General features: G+C 60.1%; 11 protein-coding genes. 8 read left to right on the top strand and 3 right to left on the bottom strand.

Annotated elements, in window-relative coordinates:
- Positions 1–3: 3 nt before the first annotated feature.
- Together DW796_RS00670 and nifJ are read left to right on the top strand one after the other, a co-directional pair.
- Positions 4–942 (top strand): FHA domain-containing protein, encoded by a 939-nt coding sequence (locus tag DW796_RS00670; RefSeq protein ID WP_117584186.1) that lies wholly within the window; start codon positions 4–6, stop codon positions 940–942.
- A 402-nt stretch (positions 943–1,344) separates the two neighbouring features.
- Positions 1,345–4,884: a pyruvate:ferredoxin (flavodoxin) oxidoreductase gene (nifJ, locus tag DW796_RS00665; protein ID WP_118093961.1), complete on the top strand. Its 3,540-nt coding sequence runs from the start codon at positions 1,345–1,347 to the stop codon at positions 4,882–4,884.
- A 435-nt stretch (positions 4,885–5,319) separates the two neighbouring features.
- On the opposite strand, the gene DW796_RS00660 is transcribed toward nifJ, so the two are convergent.
- A complete protein-coding gene (locus tag DW796_RS00660) occupies positions 5,320–6,681 on the bottom strand; it encodes an ATP-binding protein (protein ID WP_118093960.1) in 1,362 nt (453 codons plus the stop codon).
- Positions 6,682–6,788: 107 nt separating this feature from the next.
- Entirely contained in the window at positions 6,789–7,037 is a 249-nt protein-coding gene (locus DW796_RS00655; protein WP_147349619.1) for a hypothetical protein, read from the bottom strand.
- Positions 7,038–7,373: 336 nt separating this feature from the next.
- On the opposite strand from DW796_RS00655, the gene arcC reads away from it, so the two are divergent.
- On the top strand, positions 7,374–8,336 hold the full coding sequence (gene arcC / locus DW796_RS00650) for a carbamate kinase (protein ID WP_006235166.1): 963 nt from the start codon (positions 7,374–7,376) through the stop codon (positions 8,334–8,336).
- Positions 8,337–8,524: 188 nt separating this feature from the next.
- On the opposite strand, the gene DW796_RS00645 is transcribed toward arcC, so the two are convergent.
- Positions 8,525–9,199 (bottom strand): C39 family peptidase, encoded by a 675-nt coding sequence (locus DW796_RS00645; RefSeq protein WP_233539625.1) that lies wholly within the window; start codon positions 9,197–9,199, stop codon positions 8,525–8,527.
- 680 nt (positions 9,200–9,879) lie between these two features.
- Here DW796_RS00645 and DW796_RS00640 point away from each other — a divergent pair.
- The 5 genes from DW796_RS00640 to DW796_RS00620 all read left to right on the top strand — a co-directional run bounded on the left by DW796_RS00640 (position 9,880) and on the right by DW796_RS00620 (position 16,056).
- Positions 9,880–11,331, top strand: a complete 1,452-nt coding sequence (locus DW796_RS00640) for an APC family permease (RefSeq protein ID WP_118093959.1) — start codon at positions 9,880–9,882, stop codon at positions 11,329–11,331.
- 131 nt (positions 11,332–11,462) lie between these two features.
- On the top strand, positions 11,463–12,740 hold the full coding sequence (locus tag DW796_RS00635) for an amidohydrolase family protein (RefSeq protein ID WP_117634436.1): 1,278 nt from the start codon (positions 11,463–11,465) through the stop codon (positions 12,738–12,740).
- Positions 12,741–12,857: 117 nt separating this feature from the next.
- Positions 12,858–14,243, top strand: a complete 1,386-nt coding sequence (locus DW796_RS00630; protein WP_233506749.1) for a sensor histidine kinase — start codon at positions 12,858–12,860, stop codon at positions 14,241–14,243.
- Positions 14,244–14,284: 41 nt separating this feature from the next.
- Positions 14,285–15,019 (top strand): LytTR family DNA-binding domain-containing protein, encoded by a 735-nt coding sequence (locus tag DW796_RS00625; protein ID WP_118093958.1) that lies wholly within the window; start codon positions 14,285–14,287, stop codon positions 15,017–15,019.
- Between the two features lie 92 nt (positions 15,020–15,111).
- On the top strand, positions 15,112–16,056 hold the full coding sequence (locus tag DW796_RS00620) for a zinc dependent phospholipase C family protein (protein ID WP_117584174.1): 945 nt from the start codon (positions 15,112–15,114) through the stop codon (positions 16,054–16,056).
- Positions 16,057–16,115: the final 59 nt, after the last annotated feature.

Genomic DNA, 16,115 nt, shown 5'->3' with positions numbered 1-16,115 from the left:
GTCATGGCATCTCAAGTTGAGCTCACCCCATGCGGGGCCATGTTTGACATCTTTAAGCGCGCAGCGCATCTGAGCCATATCGAGCTGTGCGGCTTGGTGCTTTCGTCCCGTCCGCTCGCCGACGGCCGCAGCCCGCAGAGCCGAGCCGCCGATCGCTCTTGGGTTTCCCGCTTTATCGTTCGCGCGCCGGTCGGCACGCTTCAGCAGCGCTACTTTGCCGAATACGGTACCTCGGCTGCGCGTATTATGTCGCAACTGGCCCTGCGCCAGCGCAATCCCATGGACTCCACGGCTGTAATCAATATGGTGTGCGGTCCTGCAGGTGAACCGATGGTACGCGCGCTCGAAGAGTGCCACCAGGACACGAATCTCTATCGCAACGCGCTCGATCGCCTGTCCCAGGCGGCGGAACTCATGCCCGCCGAGCGCGCCGAGGTCGTGCTGGTGCTGTTTGTCGCCGTCGGTTGTTCGGCGGATGTGCGGTCCTCGGTGAACTATGCCATCGACTACGCGAACGCGACCTGCGGCGGAGGCACATCCACGCCGCGTTCGCTTGGCATGTCGCTGACTGCGGGCGAACGCGAACCCGCCCCGGCGCACCCTTTGGGCTTGCTGCGCGTGCAAAACAGTTTTGTCGTGAGCGCCCCGCGCTGGATTCAGCCGAGTGAGCAGGGTGTTGAGATTGGCGCGCTGGCCACTGGTGAGGGCGATATTACCGACGTCGGCGACGATGTCTCGGCCCGCCATGCCCATATCTGGTGCGATGCTCAAAATATCTGGCACGTCGAGGACTTGTCGTCCACCAACGGAACCGTGGTGGTAAACGGGGCCACGCGCGTTTGCATTCAGGTCGAGCCCGGCCGTTCCGCCCAGCTCAATCCCGGCGACGAGCTCAAGCTCGGCGAATCCACTACCTACGCCATCCTCTTCGGTGCCCTCTAGCCAGTCCCGCCAAATGGTCCCTCCGTCCCCAAGGGATCATTTTGCTCCCGGCAGTCACCCGAGGTAAACCTTTACCGCCCGCCTATATTTGCCGAAATTACACTTGACGGCGGGGTACAATAAGCCCGCATGCGGATTTCCGTTGCGGGCGCTTCCCATCGCCGGGGCGTGCCCGGGAGCATCCGGCATGCGGCCTTTGCGGCGCTCGGTCATGTGCAAGACGGGCGGTCGGGTCTGTGGGGCGCATCAGTTGCCCCTCGCCTCGGCATGTCTTCTCTCCACGCCACGTACCTGCTGCTGAGCCTGCCTGCCAGATGATTGGAAGCAACAGCGTAAATCCCATCACGCCAACATCCCGGCGATCGCCGGGGCCTGTATACCTATATGAGAGGAGAGGGGTATATGGCGCGTAAGTTTAAGTCTATGGACGGCAACGAGGCGGCCGCATATGTTTCGTATGCGTACACCGAGGTAGCGGGAATCTATCCCATTACGCCGTCCAGCCCGATGGCCGACCATGTCGACCAGTGGGCGGCCCAGGGTCGCAAGAACATCTTCGGCACCCCGGTCAAGGTCGTCGAGATGGAGTCCGAGGCAGGTGCAGCCGGTACCGTTCACGGTTCGCTGGGCGCCGGTGCTCTGACCACCACCTACACGGCTTCTCAGGGTCTGCTCCTGATGATCCCGAACATGTACAAGATCGCGGGCGAGCAGCTCCCGGGCGTCTTCCACGTCTCCGCGCGTTGCGTCGCTTCCCACGCCCTGAACATTTTTGGCGATCACTCCGACGTCATGGCCTGTCGTCAGACCGGCTTCGCCATGCTCGCCGAGGGCAACGTCCAGGAGGTCATGGACCTCTCGCCGGTGGCTCACCTTGCCGCCATCGAGGGCAAGACCCCGTTCCTTAACTTCTTCGACGGCTTCCGCACCAGCCACGAGATCCAGAAGGTCGCCATGTGGGACTACAAGGATCTGGCCGAGATGTGCGACATGGACGCCGTCCAGGCTTTCCGCGACCACGCGCTCAACCCTGAGCACCCGCACGCCCGCGGCAGCCACGAGAACGGCGATATCTTCTTCCAGAACCGTGAGGCCTGCAACAAGGTCTACGACGAGCTTCCCGCCGTCGTCGAGGGCTACATGAAGAAGATCAACGAGAAGCTCGGCACCGATTACGGCCTGTTCAACTACTACGGCGCTCCCGATGCTGATCGCGTCGTCGTGTGCATGGGCTCCTTCTGCGACGTGCTCGAGGAAGTCATCGACTACCTCAACGCTCACGGCGAGAAGGTCGGCCTGGTCAAGGTTCGCCTGTTCCGCCCGTTCTCCATCAAGCACTTTGTGGACGTTCTCCCCGAGACCGTCCAGAAGATCGCCGTCATGGACCGTACCAAGGAGCCGGGTTCCATCGGCGAGCCGCTCTACCAGGACGTCGTCTCCGCTCTCTACGAGGCCGGCAAGACGGGCATCAAGGTCGTCGGCGGCCGTTATGGCCTGGGCAGCAAGGACACGCCTCCCGCGTCCGCGTTCGCTGTCTTCGAGGAGCTCAAGAAGGACGAGCCCAAGCGCGAGTTCACCATCGGCATTGTCGATGACGTGACCAACCTGAGCCTGCCCGAGGCCGAGGATGCGCCCAACACCGCAGCCCCCGGCACCATCGAGTGCAAGTTCTGGGGTCTGGGTGGCGACGGTACCGTCGGCGCCAACAAGAACTCGATCAAGATCATCGGCGACCACACCGACAAGTACGTCCAGGCCTACTTCCAGTACGACTCCAAGAAGACCGGCGGCGTCACTGTCTCGCACCTGCGCTTTGGTGATTCCCCGATCCGCTCGCCGTACTACGTGACCAAGGCCGACTTTGTCGCTTGCCACAACCCCAGCTACATCGTTAAGGGCTTCAAGATGGTCCGCGACGTCAAGCCGGGCGGCACCTTCCTGGTCAACTGCCAGTGGAGCGACGAGGAGTTCGCCGAGCACATGCCCGCCGTGGCCAAGCGCTACATCGCGAACAACAACGTCAACGTCTACCTGATCGACGCTATCGACCTGGCCGCTAAGGTCGGCATGGGCAAGCGCACCAACACGGTGCTCCAGTCCGCCTTCTTCGCGCTGGCCAAGGTCCTGCCCGCCGAGGACGCCCTGCAGTACATGAAGGACGCGGCTACCAAGTCCTACATGAAGAAGGGCCAGGCTATCGTCGACGCCAACCACAAGGCCATCGATGCCGGCGCTACCGCCTTCCGTAAGTTCGAGGTTCCGGCCGACTGGGCCACCGCCGAGGATGCCGCTCCCGTCGAGCTCTCCGAGGAGACCAAGTCCGCTATCGCCCAGCAGGTCAAGAACCTGCTCGAGCCCATCGATCGCATGGACGGCGACAGCCTGCCTGTTTCCGCCTTCGTCGATTGCGCCGACGGCCAGTTTGAGCTGGGCGCCTCCGCATACGAGAAGCGCGGCGTCGCCGTGGTCGTTCCCCACTGGGACGAGACCAAGTGCATCCAGTGCAACCAGTGCGCCTACGTGTGCCCGCATGCCACCATCCGTCCGTTTGCGATGACCGAGGACGAGGCTGCCGCCGCGCCCGAGGCTACCCGCACGCTCGACGCCATGGGCCCCAAGGCCAAGGGCATGAAGTTCACCATGGCTGTGTCCCCGCTCGACTGCATGGGTTGCACCAACTGCGTCAAGGTTTGCCCCAAGGGCGCCCTCGAGATGGTTCCCACCGAGCAGGAGATGGACCAGCAGCCCGTTTGGGACTACATGGTCGAGAACGTCTCCGAGAAGAAGGAGCTCATCGCGGCCAACGTCAAGGGCAGCCAGTTTAAGCAGCCCTACCTGGAGTTCTCCGGCTCCTGCGCCGGCTGCGCCGAGACCGCCTATGCACGTCTGGTGACCCAGGTCGCCGGCGACCGCATGTTCATTTCCAACGCCACCGGCTGCTCCTCCATTTGGGGCAACCCCGCTGCCACCGCTCCTTACTGCAAGGACAAGGACGGTCACGGCCCGGCGTGGAACAACTCCCTGTTCGAGGACAATGCCGAGCACGGCCTGGGCATGGCCGTTGGCTATGAGGCCGTTCAGCACAAGCTGATCGCCGCTACCCAGGACATCATCGCTGCCGATGGTCCGTCCGATGAGCTCAAGGCCGCCGGCCAGGCTTGGATCGACTCCGTCAACGACGCCGAGGCCTCCAAGACCGCTGCCGCTGCCTACGTTGCCGAGCTCGAGAAGTGCGGCTGCGACGCTTCCAAGGCGATCCTCGCCGACAAGGCTTACCTCACCAAGAAGTCCTTCTGGATCTTCGGCGGCGACGGCTGGGCCTACGACATCGGCTTCGGTGGCCTGGACCACGTCCTGGCTTCCGGCCACAACGTCAACGTCTTCGTCTTCGACACCGAGGTTTACTCCAACACCGGTGGTCAGGCCTCCAAGGCCTCGAACTTGGGCCAGGTCGCTCAGTTCGCCGCCGCCGGTAAGGTGACCAAGAAGAAGTCTCTGGCCGAGATTGCCATGAGCTACGGCTACGTCTACGTGGCACAGGTTGCCATGGGCGCCAACCCGGCTCAGACCCTCAAGGCCATCCACGAGGCCGAGGCCTACGACGGCCCGTCCCTCATCATCGGCTACAGCCCCTGCGAGATGCACTCCATCAAGAAGGGCGGCATGCAGAACTGCCAGGCCGAGATGAAGAAGGCTGTCGAGTGCGGTTACTGGAACCTCTTCCGCTTCAACCCCGAGGCTGCTGCCGGCAAGAAGTTCTCACTCGATTCCAAGGAGCCCGCGGGCGGTTATCAGGAGTTCCTGATGAACGAGGCCCGTTACGCTTCGCTGACGCGTTCCTTCCCCGAGCGCGCCGAGGAGCTCTTCAAGGAGAACGAGCAGGCCGCTATGGACCGCTACGCTCACCTGTTGAAGCTCAAGACGGTGTACAACGAGGCCTAGGTCTCCCACCGCAGGATCTGAGGGCTAACCTTCGCGGACGTCCTCGGACATGAAAGAACCCCCGCTGCGCACTACGTGCGGCGGGGGTTCTTTCGTCCTGCGGAGTGTCCGCGAAGGTTAGCCCTCAGATCCTGCTACGACTACGTCCTCGGATTGTGGGGCTGAATGAAGGACGTGGCTGTGGGGGTGCCTTGTCCCGGTCGCTGTTTCGCGGCGTGGCCGCGAAACCACGCGCCACTTTGGGCATGGAGGGCTAGCTGATTGTGGCCTTCTGCTGCCCCAGTGCTGTTTCGCGCTTTGCGCGAAACATCGCAGCACTTTGGGCATAGTGGGGGAGTTGGTTGTCGCTGCCTTCTATCCCCTTGCTGTTTCGCGCCTTTGGCGCGAAAGGCGCAGTACTTTGGGCGTGGGGGCTGGCTTGCGGACTCAGATGACCTAGAGAGATATGGGTGCAAACGAGAAATCGTTGTTGGGGTCGTCCTTTTCCATAAACTCATCGAGACAGAATGTCATATAGATTGGAACGTAAAGGATCTTGCCCTCTTTGCAAAGGTTTTCGTGGCTCAGCACAACGGCCTCGGGAATTTTGTACTCGCCCACACTCATCAAACGGTCGAGGGCTGCATGTGCTCGAACTTTCTTGCCCGATTTGACTTCGATTGGGACAACATGCCCGCGGGCACCTTCGATTACAAAGTCGACTTCACCGACCTCACGCGTTTGGTAGTACCACGTATCTGCTCCGAGGGCAACGAGTTCCTGTGCGACCACGTTCTCATAGAGGCCGCCGAGGTTGGGGGTTTTCATGTCAAGGTAGACGGCGCGTGCCGTGCTGCCGGGATACCGCGATGCGAGCATACCTGTATCGGACTCGTATAGTTTAAAGGCCGTCGTTTTCTCCGTCCTCTTGAGAGGGCTTCGTGCCTCCGTCACCTGGGGGACCATCAATCCAACGCCTGCGTTCACCAGCCATAGGAAATCCTGCTCGTATTTTTGAAGACGAGCTCCCTCGCCTAGAGACGAGACGATAAAGCGATGGGACTCCGCCTCAAGCTGAACGGGAATTTGCTCGAAAATGGAGCGAACGTTAAACGCTCGAGTCGATGCATATTTAGAGATATCGCTTTTGTACTGATCGACTAGCTGAATTTGAAGCTCACGCGTTCTCACGAGCGAATAGCCCGAATCGATATAGTTCTGAACGACCTCCGGCATGCCGCCGCAAACGATATAGGCTCTAAAGTTTTTGAGCATCGCCTCATGAATATAGTTTTCGACGGGACGTCTCTCGACAAGGCGGCTGCGAATATCTGCAAGCACATTTTCGCTGACGCTGTTTGCCCAACAAAACTCTTCAAAATCCATCGGCCGCATAACAATGTGCTCGACATACCCTACCGGAAAAGAAGAGATCCCCTTAAACTCAGTCCCAAGCATAGACCCCGAGAAGACATAGCTAAAGCGTCCGTCCTCGACCAGCGCCTTCATAAGTGTAACGATCTGCGGATACTCCTGAATCTCATCGACGAAGATAAGCGTGTCTCCTTCAACAAGCGGTGCATCCGCAAGAAGGGCCACACGGTTGATGAAGTCAATGGAGTTCTTAGCGCCAACAAGTACGTCTCTTGCCTCGGCATCAAGTAGCAGATTGACCTCATAATACGAAGCGTAGTTGCTCTTTCCAAACGCGCGAATCGCATAGCTCTTGCCAATCTGACGCGCACCGGTAACAAGCAGGGCCTTATGGGAGTTATTCTTCCAGCTCAAAAGCCTATCAGTGGCCTTGCGGCGTAGCATTAAAACACCTCATTGACAAAAATTGGCAAATAGATTTGCCCCTAATCATACAAAAATTGACAAATAGATTTGACCCAAATCATACAAAAATTGGCAAATAGCAAAGCTCACTTAGGCCTCAAAGCCAGCGAGCCAGCACGGTACTTTGCGAAAAGGCTGGCGGCGCCGTTGTTGAGGGTGGCCAGGTTGACAGTGGCGCCGTTAGCGTTCTCGGCTGCTTGGGCGCGCAGGAGCGAAAGGGCGTCGGCAGCGTTCATGCAGAAGCCGACGGTAAAGTTCCATACTGCGAACTCGCAGTCGCTTGCCGCGGGGTGAAGCGCGATCGGGTATCCCTTATGTTGGATGAAAAGCCCCATGTTTTTGCAGGGGTGCATACTCGTCAAATTAATGTATAGAATCGCGTATAGTGCGAGTAAGATATTGCGCTGTCCGTTTTGTGTTTAGCAAAGATATAGTTTGCATAATCTGGTCTAATCCCTGCTCTATTTAAATAAAGTTGCACGTAAATGGCGTAGATATGCCTGAACTGGGCTTCTTTACGCTGAGCGGGTAAAATCGACCGTTCGCCGCTTAGGTATTTTCAAAATGAATAAAATGAGCGATAAAGAGAATATAAACCTTAATAAACTCGCGTATCGCACGGACGCGGGTTATTAATGGGTTGTAGGCCTTTTACAGAAAGGATTCCAGCAATGTCTAAGCCTCTTGGCAAGCCCGATCGTATTGTCGTCGCCCTTGGCGGCAACGCCCTCGGCAACAACCCCGTCGAGCAGATCGAGGCCGTGAGCAACACCGCCCACGCTCTCCTCGGCCTCATCGAGCAGGGCAATGAGATCATCATCACCCACGGCAACGGCCCGCAGGTCGGCATGATCCAGAACGCCTTCGCCGCTGCCCACGATGCCATCGGTACCCCCGAGATGCCGCTGCCCGAGTGCGGCGCCATGTCCCAGGGCTACATTGGTTATCACCTGCAGCAGGGCATCGGCCGCGAGATGCACAAGCGCTATAAGCGTTGGCACGCCGCCACCGTCGTCACCCAGATCGAGTGCGATCCCGACGATCCCGCGTTCAAGAATCCGACCAAGCCGATCGGCCCCTTCTACACCGAGGAGCAGGCCAAGGAGTTCATGGCCGAGGATCCCTCCAAGGTCTTCGTCGAGGATTCCGGCCGCGGCTGGCGTCGCGTCGTCGCTTCCCCCGATCCCAAGAAGATCGTCGAGGCTGACTCCATCCTCAACCTGCTCGACAACGAGTTCATCGTCATCGCCTGCGGTGGCGGCGGCATCCCCGTCGTCCGCGACTACGAGAACAAGGGCTGCTACAAGGGCGTTCCCGCCGTCATCGACAAGGACCTGGGCGGCGAGCTGCTGGCCGAGGACTGCGACGCCGACGTTCTGTTCCTGCTGACCGCCGTTGAGCATGTCGCCATCAACTTTGGCAAGCCCAACCAGGAGGAGCTCGAGGACCTCACCGCCGACGAGGCCGAGCGCCTGGCCGACGAGGGCCAGTTCGGCAAGGGTTCCATGGAGCCCAAGGTTCGCGCTGCCATCAAGTTCGCGCGTTCCCGCAAGGGGCGCACCTGCATCATCGGTGCTCTGGACAAGGCCGCCGAGACCATGGCCGGCCTCTCCGGTACCCGCATCCACGAGTAGTCTCTACTCTGTTGCATCTCTCGTGGGCGCCAGGCAAAGCGCCCACAAACTAGCCTCTCTTCATGAGCCCCGCAGTCCGCTCCGACTGCGGGGCTTTTGCTATTCACCTAGTCATTGGGGACGTTCTTAAACGACTAGTCAAACAAGAGCGTCCCCAATGACCACTCATTTAAGTCTGTCCCCAATGACTAGTAGTAGGCCCACATGGCTTCGACTTCGTTGAGGACCTCTACGACGCCCCAGCGACGGGCGCTGCGGCTGGCCGAGTTGGGGTCGTAGACGCCAATCTGGTTGGCATCGTCGATGCCGTAGAGCACGATATAGTGTCCAACGCTGGTAAAGGTGCCGGGGCGAACCGATGCGATGATGGGCGCACCCGAGCGCAGCGCCTGGGTGATGGAGCTGCGATCGATATGGAGCTCCGTTCCGTTAAGGCCCAGCTGCCATGCGCCGCGCGTCATAAATGACCATTCGGTGGCGCCGGTGGGGGCATAGTTGCCCGCCTCGGAAAGGGCGCACATATCGACCGGCGTCATATCGGCGTGGCCAGTCTTAAAGATATAGACCATGGTGAGGCAAGTGGGACCGCAAGCGTTTTCGCGAATAGTGCCACCGGCATAGGGTAGCTCCGACCATGCGGGGTCAATTTGGTAGATGTGGGGCATGGTGCCGGCACTCCACTGCGAGCGCGGGGTCGAAAAAGCAAATGAGTAGCCGGGTGCGACGGGAGCTTTAAGCAGCTTGTCCTCGGCAGTGGGCTCAAGACCGGCTGATCCGTGGGAGATACAGGATCCCAAAAACACAAAGACGAGGCAGGCGGCAATGGAGCAAAGCGCAAGGCGTAGGCGGCGGGCCGGAAGCACGTGCTTGTGGTATGCGACGCGGGGTGAGGGGCGGAATTGCCGCGATCGCGTTGAGGTCGCGAAAAGGAGCGTTTAACGTAGTAGTCGGTCTTACGGCGATCGTAGCGGCGCGGCTGCGATATGTCGGTCTGACGTTGGCGTGTGCTCGTACTCACGCGGTCTGACTGTTGCACGGTACGGCTTTGTTGCCGAGAAGAAGCCCCGGGCTGCTCTTGGGGGCGCTGCTGGTTGCCGTTGTCGGAGGTGCTTCTGGGCGTTGGCGTGGTGCGGCCGGCAAGGCGCACGCTTTGTGGCCGTTGGTCGCCGTCATTGTATCCGTATGCCATTCGAATCACCTTGCCTCGTGTGTAACTTGTCTATCCTACATAAAAAGATGCGCGACACATGGGTATGTGCGCCAAAAGCCTGACAAATGGTATGAACGTTGCCGCGCCGCGCGCCACGCGTCACGGCAACAGGTATTCAAAAGCAGACAAGATGAAAGCGTCCAAGACGAATGACGTCTCCCGCCGTTCGTCCCAAAAACGGCGCCGCTCGTTTTGCAGTTCTGCCTTCGGTCGAGCCTTGGACGGCGCTGCTGTGCCAAGGCCGTATCTTAAAGCCACGAAATAAAAGCGCGCGGTCAGACAGGTCGCGCAAGGGGTGACGCCGGGGGCGTCAAAAAGGAAAGGAGGGGAACAATGGCGGACAAGAACGCAGAAGTTGCAGTCGAGGACAACGGCGGCATGAAGAAAACGCTTTCGCTCTGGAACTTCTTCACCATCGGTTTCGGTGCCATCATCGGTACCGGTTGGGTTCTGCAGGTCGGCGACTGGATGGTCGTGGGCGGCGGTCCCGTTCCCGCTATGATTGCATTCCTCTTGGGCGCAATCTTCCTCGTGCCTGTCGGAGCTGTTTTCGGTGAGCTCACGGCTGCTATCCCCATTTCGGGCGGCATCGTCGAGTATGTCGATCGTAGCTTTGGCCGTACGATGAGCTACATCACCGGCTGGCTCCTGGCCCTGGGCAACGGCATCCTGTGCCCGTGGGAGGCCATCGCCATTTCGACCCTCGTGTCCGAGATGTTCGGCAGCCTGCCAGGCCTTGAGTGGCTGCGCGCCGTCAAGCTCTACACCATCCTGGGCGCCGACGTTTACCTGTTCCCGACGCTGATCGCGCTCGGCTTTGCAACCTACGTCATCTTCCTCAACTTCCGCGGTGCCAGCTCGGCCGCCAAGCTGCAGGCCTTCCTGACCAAGGCCCTGCTCTGCGGCATGCTGCTCGCCATGGGCGTCTCGCTGTTCACCGGTTCGCCGGACAACGCCATGCCCGTGTTCTCCCAGGTCACCGGTGCTGGCGGCGGCAAGCCCGCTACCGAGGGCGCCAGCCTGTTCGCCGGTATCGTGTCGGTCCTGGTTCTGACCCCGTTCTTCTACGCCGGCTTCGACACCATTCCTCAGCAGGCTGAGGAAGCAGCCGAGGGCCTCAACTGGAACAAGTTCGGTAAGATCATCTCCCTGGCCCTGCTGGCCGCCGGCGGCTTCTACATGGTCTGCATCTACTCGTTCGGCACCATCCTCGACTGGCATGAGTTTGTTAAGAGCCCGGTTCCCGCGCTTGCCTGCCTCAAGGGCATCAACATGCTCCTGTACCTGGCCATGCTCGTCATCGCCACGCTTGGACCCATGGGCCCGATGAACTCCTTCTACGGCGCCACGAGCCGCATCATGCTCGCCATGGGCCGAAAGGGCCAGCTGCCCGAGAAGTTCGCCGAGGTCGATCCCAAGTCCGGCGCTCCCAAGCTCGCCTGCGTCGTTCTGGGCGTCATCACCGTCGTCGGTCCGTTCCTGGGCAAGAACATGCTCATCCCTCTGACCAACGTGTCGGCTCTCGCCTTCATCTTCTCCTGCGGCATGGTCGCCCTCGCTTGCCTGCGCATGCGCTTTACCGAGCCCGACCTGCCTCGTCCCTACGAGGTGCCCGGCGGCAAGTTTGGCATCAGTCTCGCTGTTGCTGCCTGCGCCGTCATCATCGGCCTGCTCGTGATCCCGTTCTCTCCCGCCTCCCTCAACATGGTGGAGTGGAGCATCGTGATCGGCTGGTTGGCTATTGGCCTGGCCCTCATGGCTTTCACCAATTCCCGCAAAAAGTAACGCCTAGCCGGGGCGGATCGGGTGCGCGGAATCCTCTCTTCTGCGCACCGAACCCGGCACCACTTGGGTAGCTTTGTGAGGCCTTAACCCAACATGGCCTCGCCCACTATATGGATCCATAAGGAGGAACCATGTCCACTAAGTATGCAATCGTTGGCGGTAAGCTCATCGACGGTACCGGTGCCGAGCCGGTCGAGAACTCCCTCGTTCTCGTCGACGACAACGGCAAGATCGAGTACGCCGGTGTCATGCAGGACCTTCCCGAGGGCGTTGAGGTTATCGACGCCGCCGGCAAGACCGTCCTTCCCGGCCTGATCGACACCCACCTGCACTTCTCGGGCAACCTGACCGACGATGACACCGACTGGGTCATGCAGCCGCTCCTCGAGAAGCAGGCTGTCGCCGTCAAGCAGGCCTACGACTGCCTCACCCACGGCCTCACCACCGTCTGCGAGATCGGCCGCTTTGGTATCCAGATCCGTGACTGCATCGACAAGGGCGTCTTTAAGGGCCCGCGCGTTCTGGCAACCGGCCTTGGCTTCTGCCGCGTTGCCGGCCACGGCGACTCCCACCACTGCAGCCAGGAGCTCAACAAGGAATCGCACCCCTGGGGCGATCAGGTCGACGGTCCTTGGGATCTGCGTAAGGCCGTCCGTCGTCGCCTGCGCGAGAACCCCGATGCCATCAAGATCTGGGCTACCGGTGGCGGCATCTGGCGCTGGGACTCCGGCCGCGACCAGCACTACTGCTCCGAGGAGATCCAGGCCGTGGTCGAAGAGGCAAAGATGGTCGGCATCCCCGTGTGGAGCCACTGCTACAACAACCACGCCGCTGCCTACGATTCCGTTCGCTTTGGCTGCGAGCAGTTGATTCACGGCTTCGATATCGATGAGCGCACCATGGACCTCATGGCCGAGCAGGGCACCTTCTTCACCCCGACGATCGCCTTCCTGCCCACCTGGTACGCCACCTATCCGCCCGTCTACGTCCCCGAGCTGCACGACAAGTACGAGGGCACCCTGGTCGAGAAGGAGCTGCAGCGCAACTACGACTGCCTGCGCGAGGCCAAGAAGCGCGGCGTCGTCATGACGATCGGCTCCGACTCCTTCTCCTTCGTCACCCCGTACGGCACCTGCTCCATCGAGGAGATGTACGAGTTCGTCGACAAGATCGGCTTCACCCCGGTCGAGACCATCACCTGCGCCACCCTCAACGGTGCCAAGATGTGCCACATCGAGGACGAGACCGGTTCCATCGAGGCCGGCAAGTGCGCCGACCTGCTGGTCGTCAACGGTGACGTCGCCGCTGACATTCACGTGCTCAACACCGACAACATGGACGTCATCATGAAGGACGGCTGGATCGTCGAGGCTGGCACCTTTGGCGAGGCCAACAAATACAGCGCCTAAGATACCGTTTGTCGATGGCTGGATGTAAAACACAGTTTTTGATTGCATAATGCAATGGAGAGGGTCGCTTGCGGCCCTCTTTATTGCTATGGGTGCGGTAGATAAAAGGGGATGACGGTGGATTTAAACAGGCTGATTCTGGGCAAGAGCTACAACTCTACCAAGGTCTTTCGTACGGCCCAGCATGTGGTCCAGGCCATCCTGCTCGGTGTTGTCGTTCCGGCGCTTATCCTGTTGCTTATCTGGGATTTGACCGATAATCCCAACCCCGTCCCGGGCGTTGTCGTCATTGCCGGCTTGGTCATGCTGTGCTTTTTCTTCTCGTATGTCTTTGTGGTTCCCGATGACCTCACGTCGAGCGCAACCGACCGCACGCTCGCCATCGCATCAAAAATATTCGCCTATACGTCGCGTGGCCTTACGCCCGAAGCTGCCCTGGGCGCCTCCAAAATCATTCTGTCCGAAACTATCGCCTCGGCCATCTGCTTTACCGACGGCAAGCAGGTGCTGGCGAGCTGGGGCGAGGACTCGGCAAAATGCCCCGCGGGCACTCCGGTTGTGCTGCGGACTACGCTCAACGTGATCAACAGCGGTGAGCAAAGCGTATTTTCGCGCGATGCCTCGACTGAGACGGGCGGCTACTTTCCGCGCCTGCGCGCCGGTATCGTCGCACCGCTCACCGTGCGCGGGCATTGCGTGGGCACGCTCGAGCTGTATTATCCCCGTCTGAGCAGCATCGATATGCGCCAGACGGCGCTTGCCTCGGGCTTTGCCGACCTCATTTCCACGCAGCTTGCGAGCTTTGAGCTCGAGCGCCAGGACGAGCTTACAGCTCGCGTGGAGCTGCGCGCCTTGCAATCGCAGGTCGATCCTCATTTTCTGTTTAACACCATCAGCACCATCGTGTCGCTCGTGCGTACCGAGCCGGACAAGGCCAGGTCGCTGCTCATCGACTTTTCCAATTACTACCGTCAGACACTGTCCGATTCCGATACCCTCACAACGCTCGAGCACGAGGTGGAACAGGGCACTCGTTACATCAACCTTATGCAGGCCCGGTATGGCGACGGCCGTCTGCGCGTCTCGGTCGATATCGACTTTGAGGTGCGCGACAGCATGGTGCCGCCGTTTATCTTGCAGCCGCTGCTCGAAAACTGCATCAAGCATGCGCAGCGCGAGACCGAGCCGCTTTCTATTCGTGTTAGGGCTTTTGAGACCGATGACGGTCTGGAGATCATCGTCGAAGATGACGGCATCGGTATGAGCGAAGAAGTCTGCGCGCACCTGTTTGAGCAGCATCGCCGAGAGGAGCCCGAGAGCATTACCGCCGACGGCTCCATCAAGCGAGGCTGCGGCCTGGCGCTCTTCAACGTGCTTCAGCGCATCCATTTCTTTTACGGGGAAGATTCTGGCATGCGCGTGAAGTCCCAGGAGGGCGTGGGAACGCAGGTCATCGTCGAGCTGAACGGCGAGCCGCATGAGCCGGCGCCGATGAAGGTGTAGCGCGCGGTTGGATTGAGAGAGAAAAAAGAGGGGAAGCGCATATGTCCGAGGGATGGAACATCTTGGTGGTTGATGACGAGCCTCCTATTAGGGCTGAGCTACGTTATCTGCTGGAAAAGGATGCACGTGTGGGACAGATTGCCGAGGCGGGCAATGTCACCGAGGCCGTGGAGTCGATTCTGTCGAACAAGCCCGACGTGCTGTTTTTGGATATCACGATGCCCGGTCGCTCGGGAATCGAGCTTGCCGAGACGCTGCAGAACCTAAAAACGCCGCCGGTCGTGGTGTTTGTGACGGCATTTGCCGAGTATGCGGCCGATGCCTATAACCTCGATGCCATTGATTACGTCGTCAAGCCGGTCGAGGATGCCCGCCTGTCAAAGGCGCTCGATAAGATCGAGGCCGCCCTGGGCGTTCGTCGTGTCGTCCATGCTCCGCGCCAGCCTTTGCGTCTGACGGTGGACCGCGGGGGCAAAAAGGTGTTCATTCCCGCCGCAGACATCTGCTACTTTGAGGCGCGCGCCGATTTTTGCAACGCCATCTGCGCCGAGGGAACGTACCTGATCAATGAGTCGATCTCTTCGCTCGAGCGTCGCTTGGACTCCGAGGGCTTTATTCGCGTTCATCGCAGCTACCTAGTCAATTTGGAAGACGTGCACAATGTTGAGATTGGCTCCACGGGGTTGATGGAGCTCAGGCTCGACCGCGTGAGCTCGACGGTGCCCGTGTCCCGCCGTCGCGCTGCCGAGGTTAAAGCACACTTGGGGCTTGCGTAGACGGTCTGCGTGCTGTCGTTTACCATCGCAGGTTTGGCATGGGCGCGCGGTGGGCATAATGGGTGGCATCGAATGAAATCGAAAGGATCATTATGCCCGCGCTTATCACCCATCATCTGTTTGGCGAGGAAAGCATCGACCGTCTTCCGCAGGGCGTCATAACGTCCGATGAAGAGCGCATTGCCTTTATCTTGGGCAACCAAGGCCCCGACCCGTTTTTCTTTCACATTCTGACACCGCGTGTTTCCGACTGCACGCTGCTGGCGCAGGTCATGCATCGGTCGCGCATGTCTCGCCAGTTCGCGTGCCTGCGCGACGGCGTGTCGCATCTGCTGCCGCGCGACGCCAGCTTGGGTCGTGCCTTTGCGCTGGGCCTGCTGTCTCATTACGTGCTCGACCGCAACGCCCACCCCTTTGTCTATGAGCAGCAGTTTGGCATCGTGGAGTCCGATTCAGAGCTTGAGGATTCGAGCAGTCAGGTCCATGCCGTGATCGAGAGCGACCTGGATGTACTGATGCTGCAGCTTAAGCGCGATGGCGCTACGGTCGACGATTACCCGCCGGCGGGCGAGATCGTCACCACCGATCGCATCAGTCGCGTGGCCGGCGTGCTGATGAGCTATGTTGCCGGACGCGTGTACGGCATTGACATTCCGGCGGGGGAGTACGGTGCTGCCGTTGCCAATATGCAGCGACTTTACCGTGCGATTGAGCCGGCCGGCTCCGTAAAGACGCGCGCGATCTCGCTGGTTGAGGGGTTGGTGCACGACTACTCGCTGCTCGACGGCCTTGCCCATCGCGTGACGACGGAGCTGCCCGAGCGCACCGGTAACCTGGGCCATCTGACATGGAAGAATCCCTTTACCGACGAGGTCTCGAACGAGAGTTTCCCCGAGGTCTTTGATCGCGCGCTGGTCGATTACGAGTGCACGGTCGCGCGTTTTATCGAGACCGGTGACATGGAGGCCGTGACCGGTCACGTCAACTACAGCGGCCGCGTGCTCGGCACCGACGAGGAGTTCGACCGCGAGGAGTAGGGTCCGCTCCTGTCTCTTTGCCGAATCCTTACCGGCGCCTCCGTGCAATTGGGGTACGA

The sequence above is a fragment of the Collinsella sp. AM31-2AC genome, from assembly GCF_003469285.1.
Lineage (GTDB): Bacteria > Actinomycetota > Coriobacteriia > Coriobacteriales > Coriobacteriaceae > Collinsella > Collinsella aerofaciens_AT.
The sequence above is the reverse complement of the archived record's forward strand: the minus strand, read 5'-3'. Positions and strand labels throughout refer to the sequence as shown.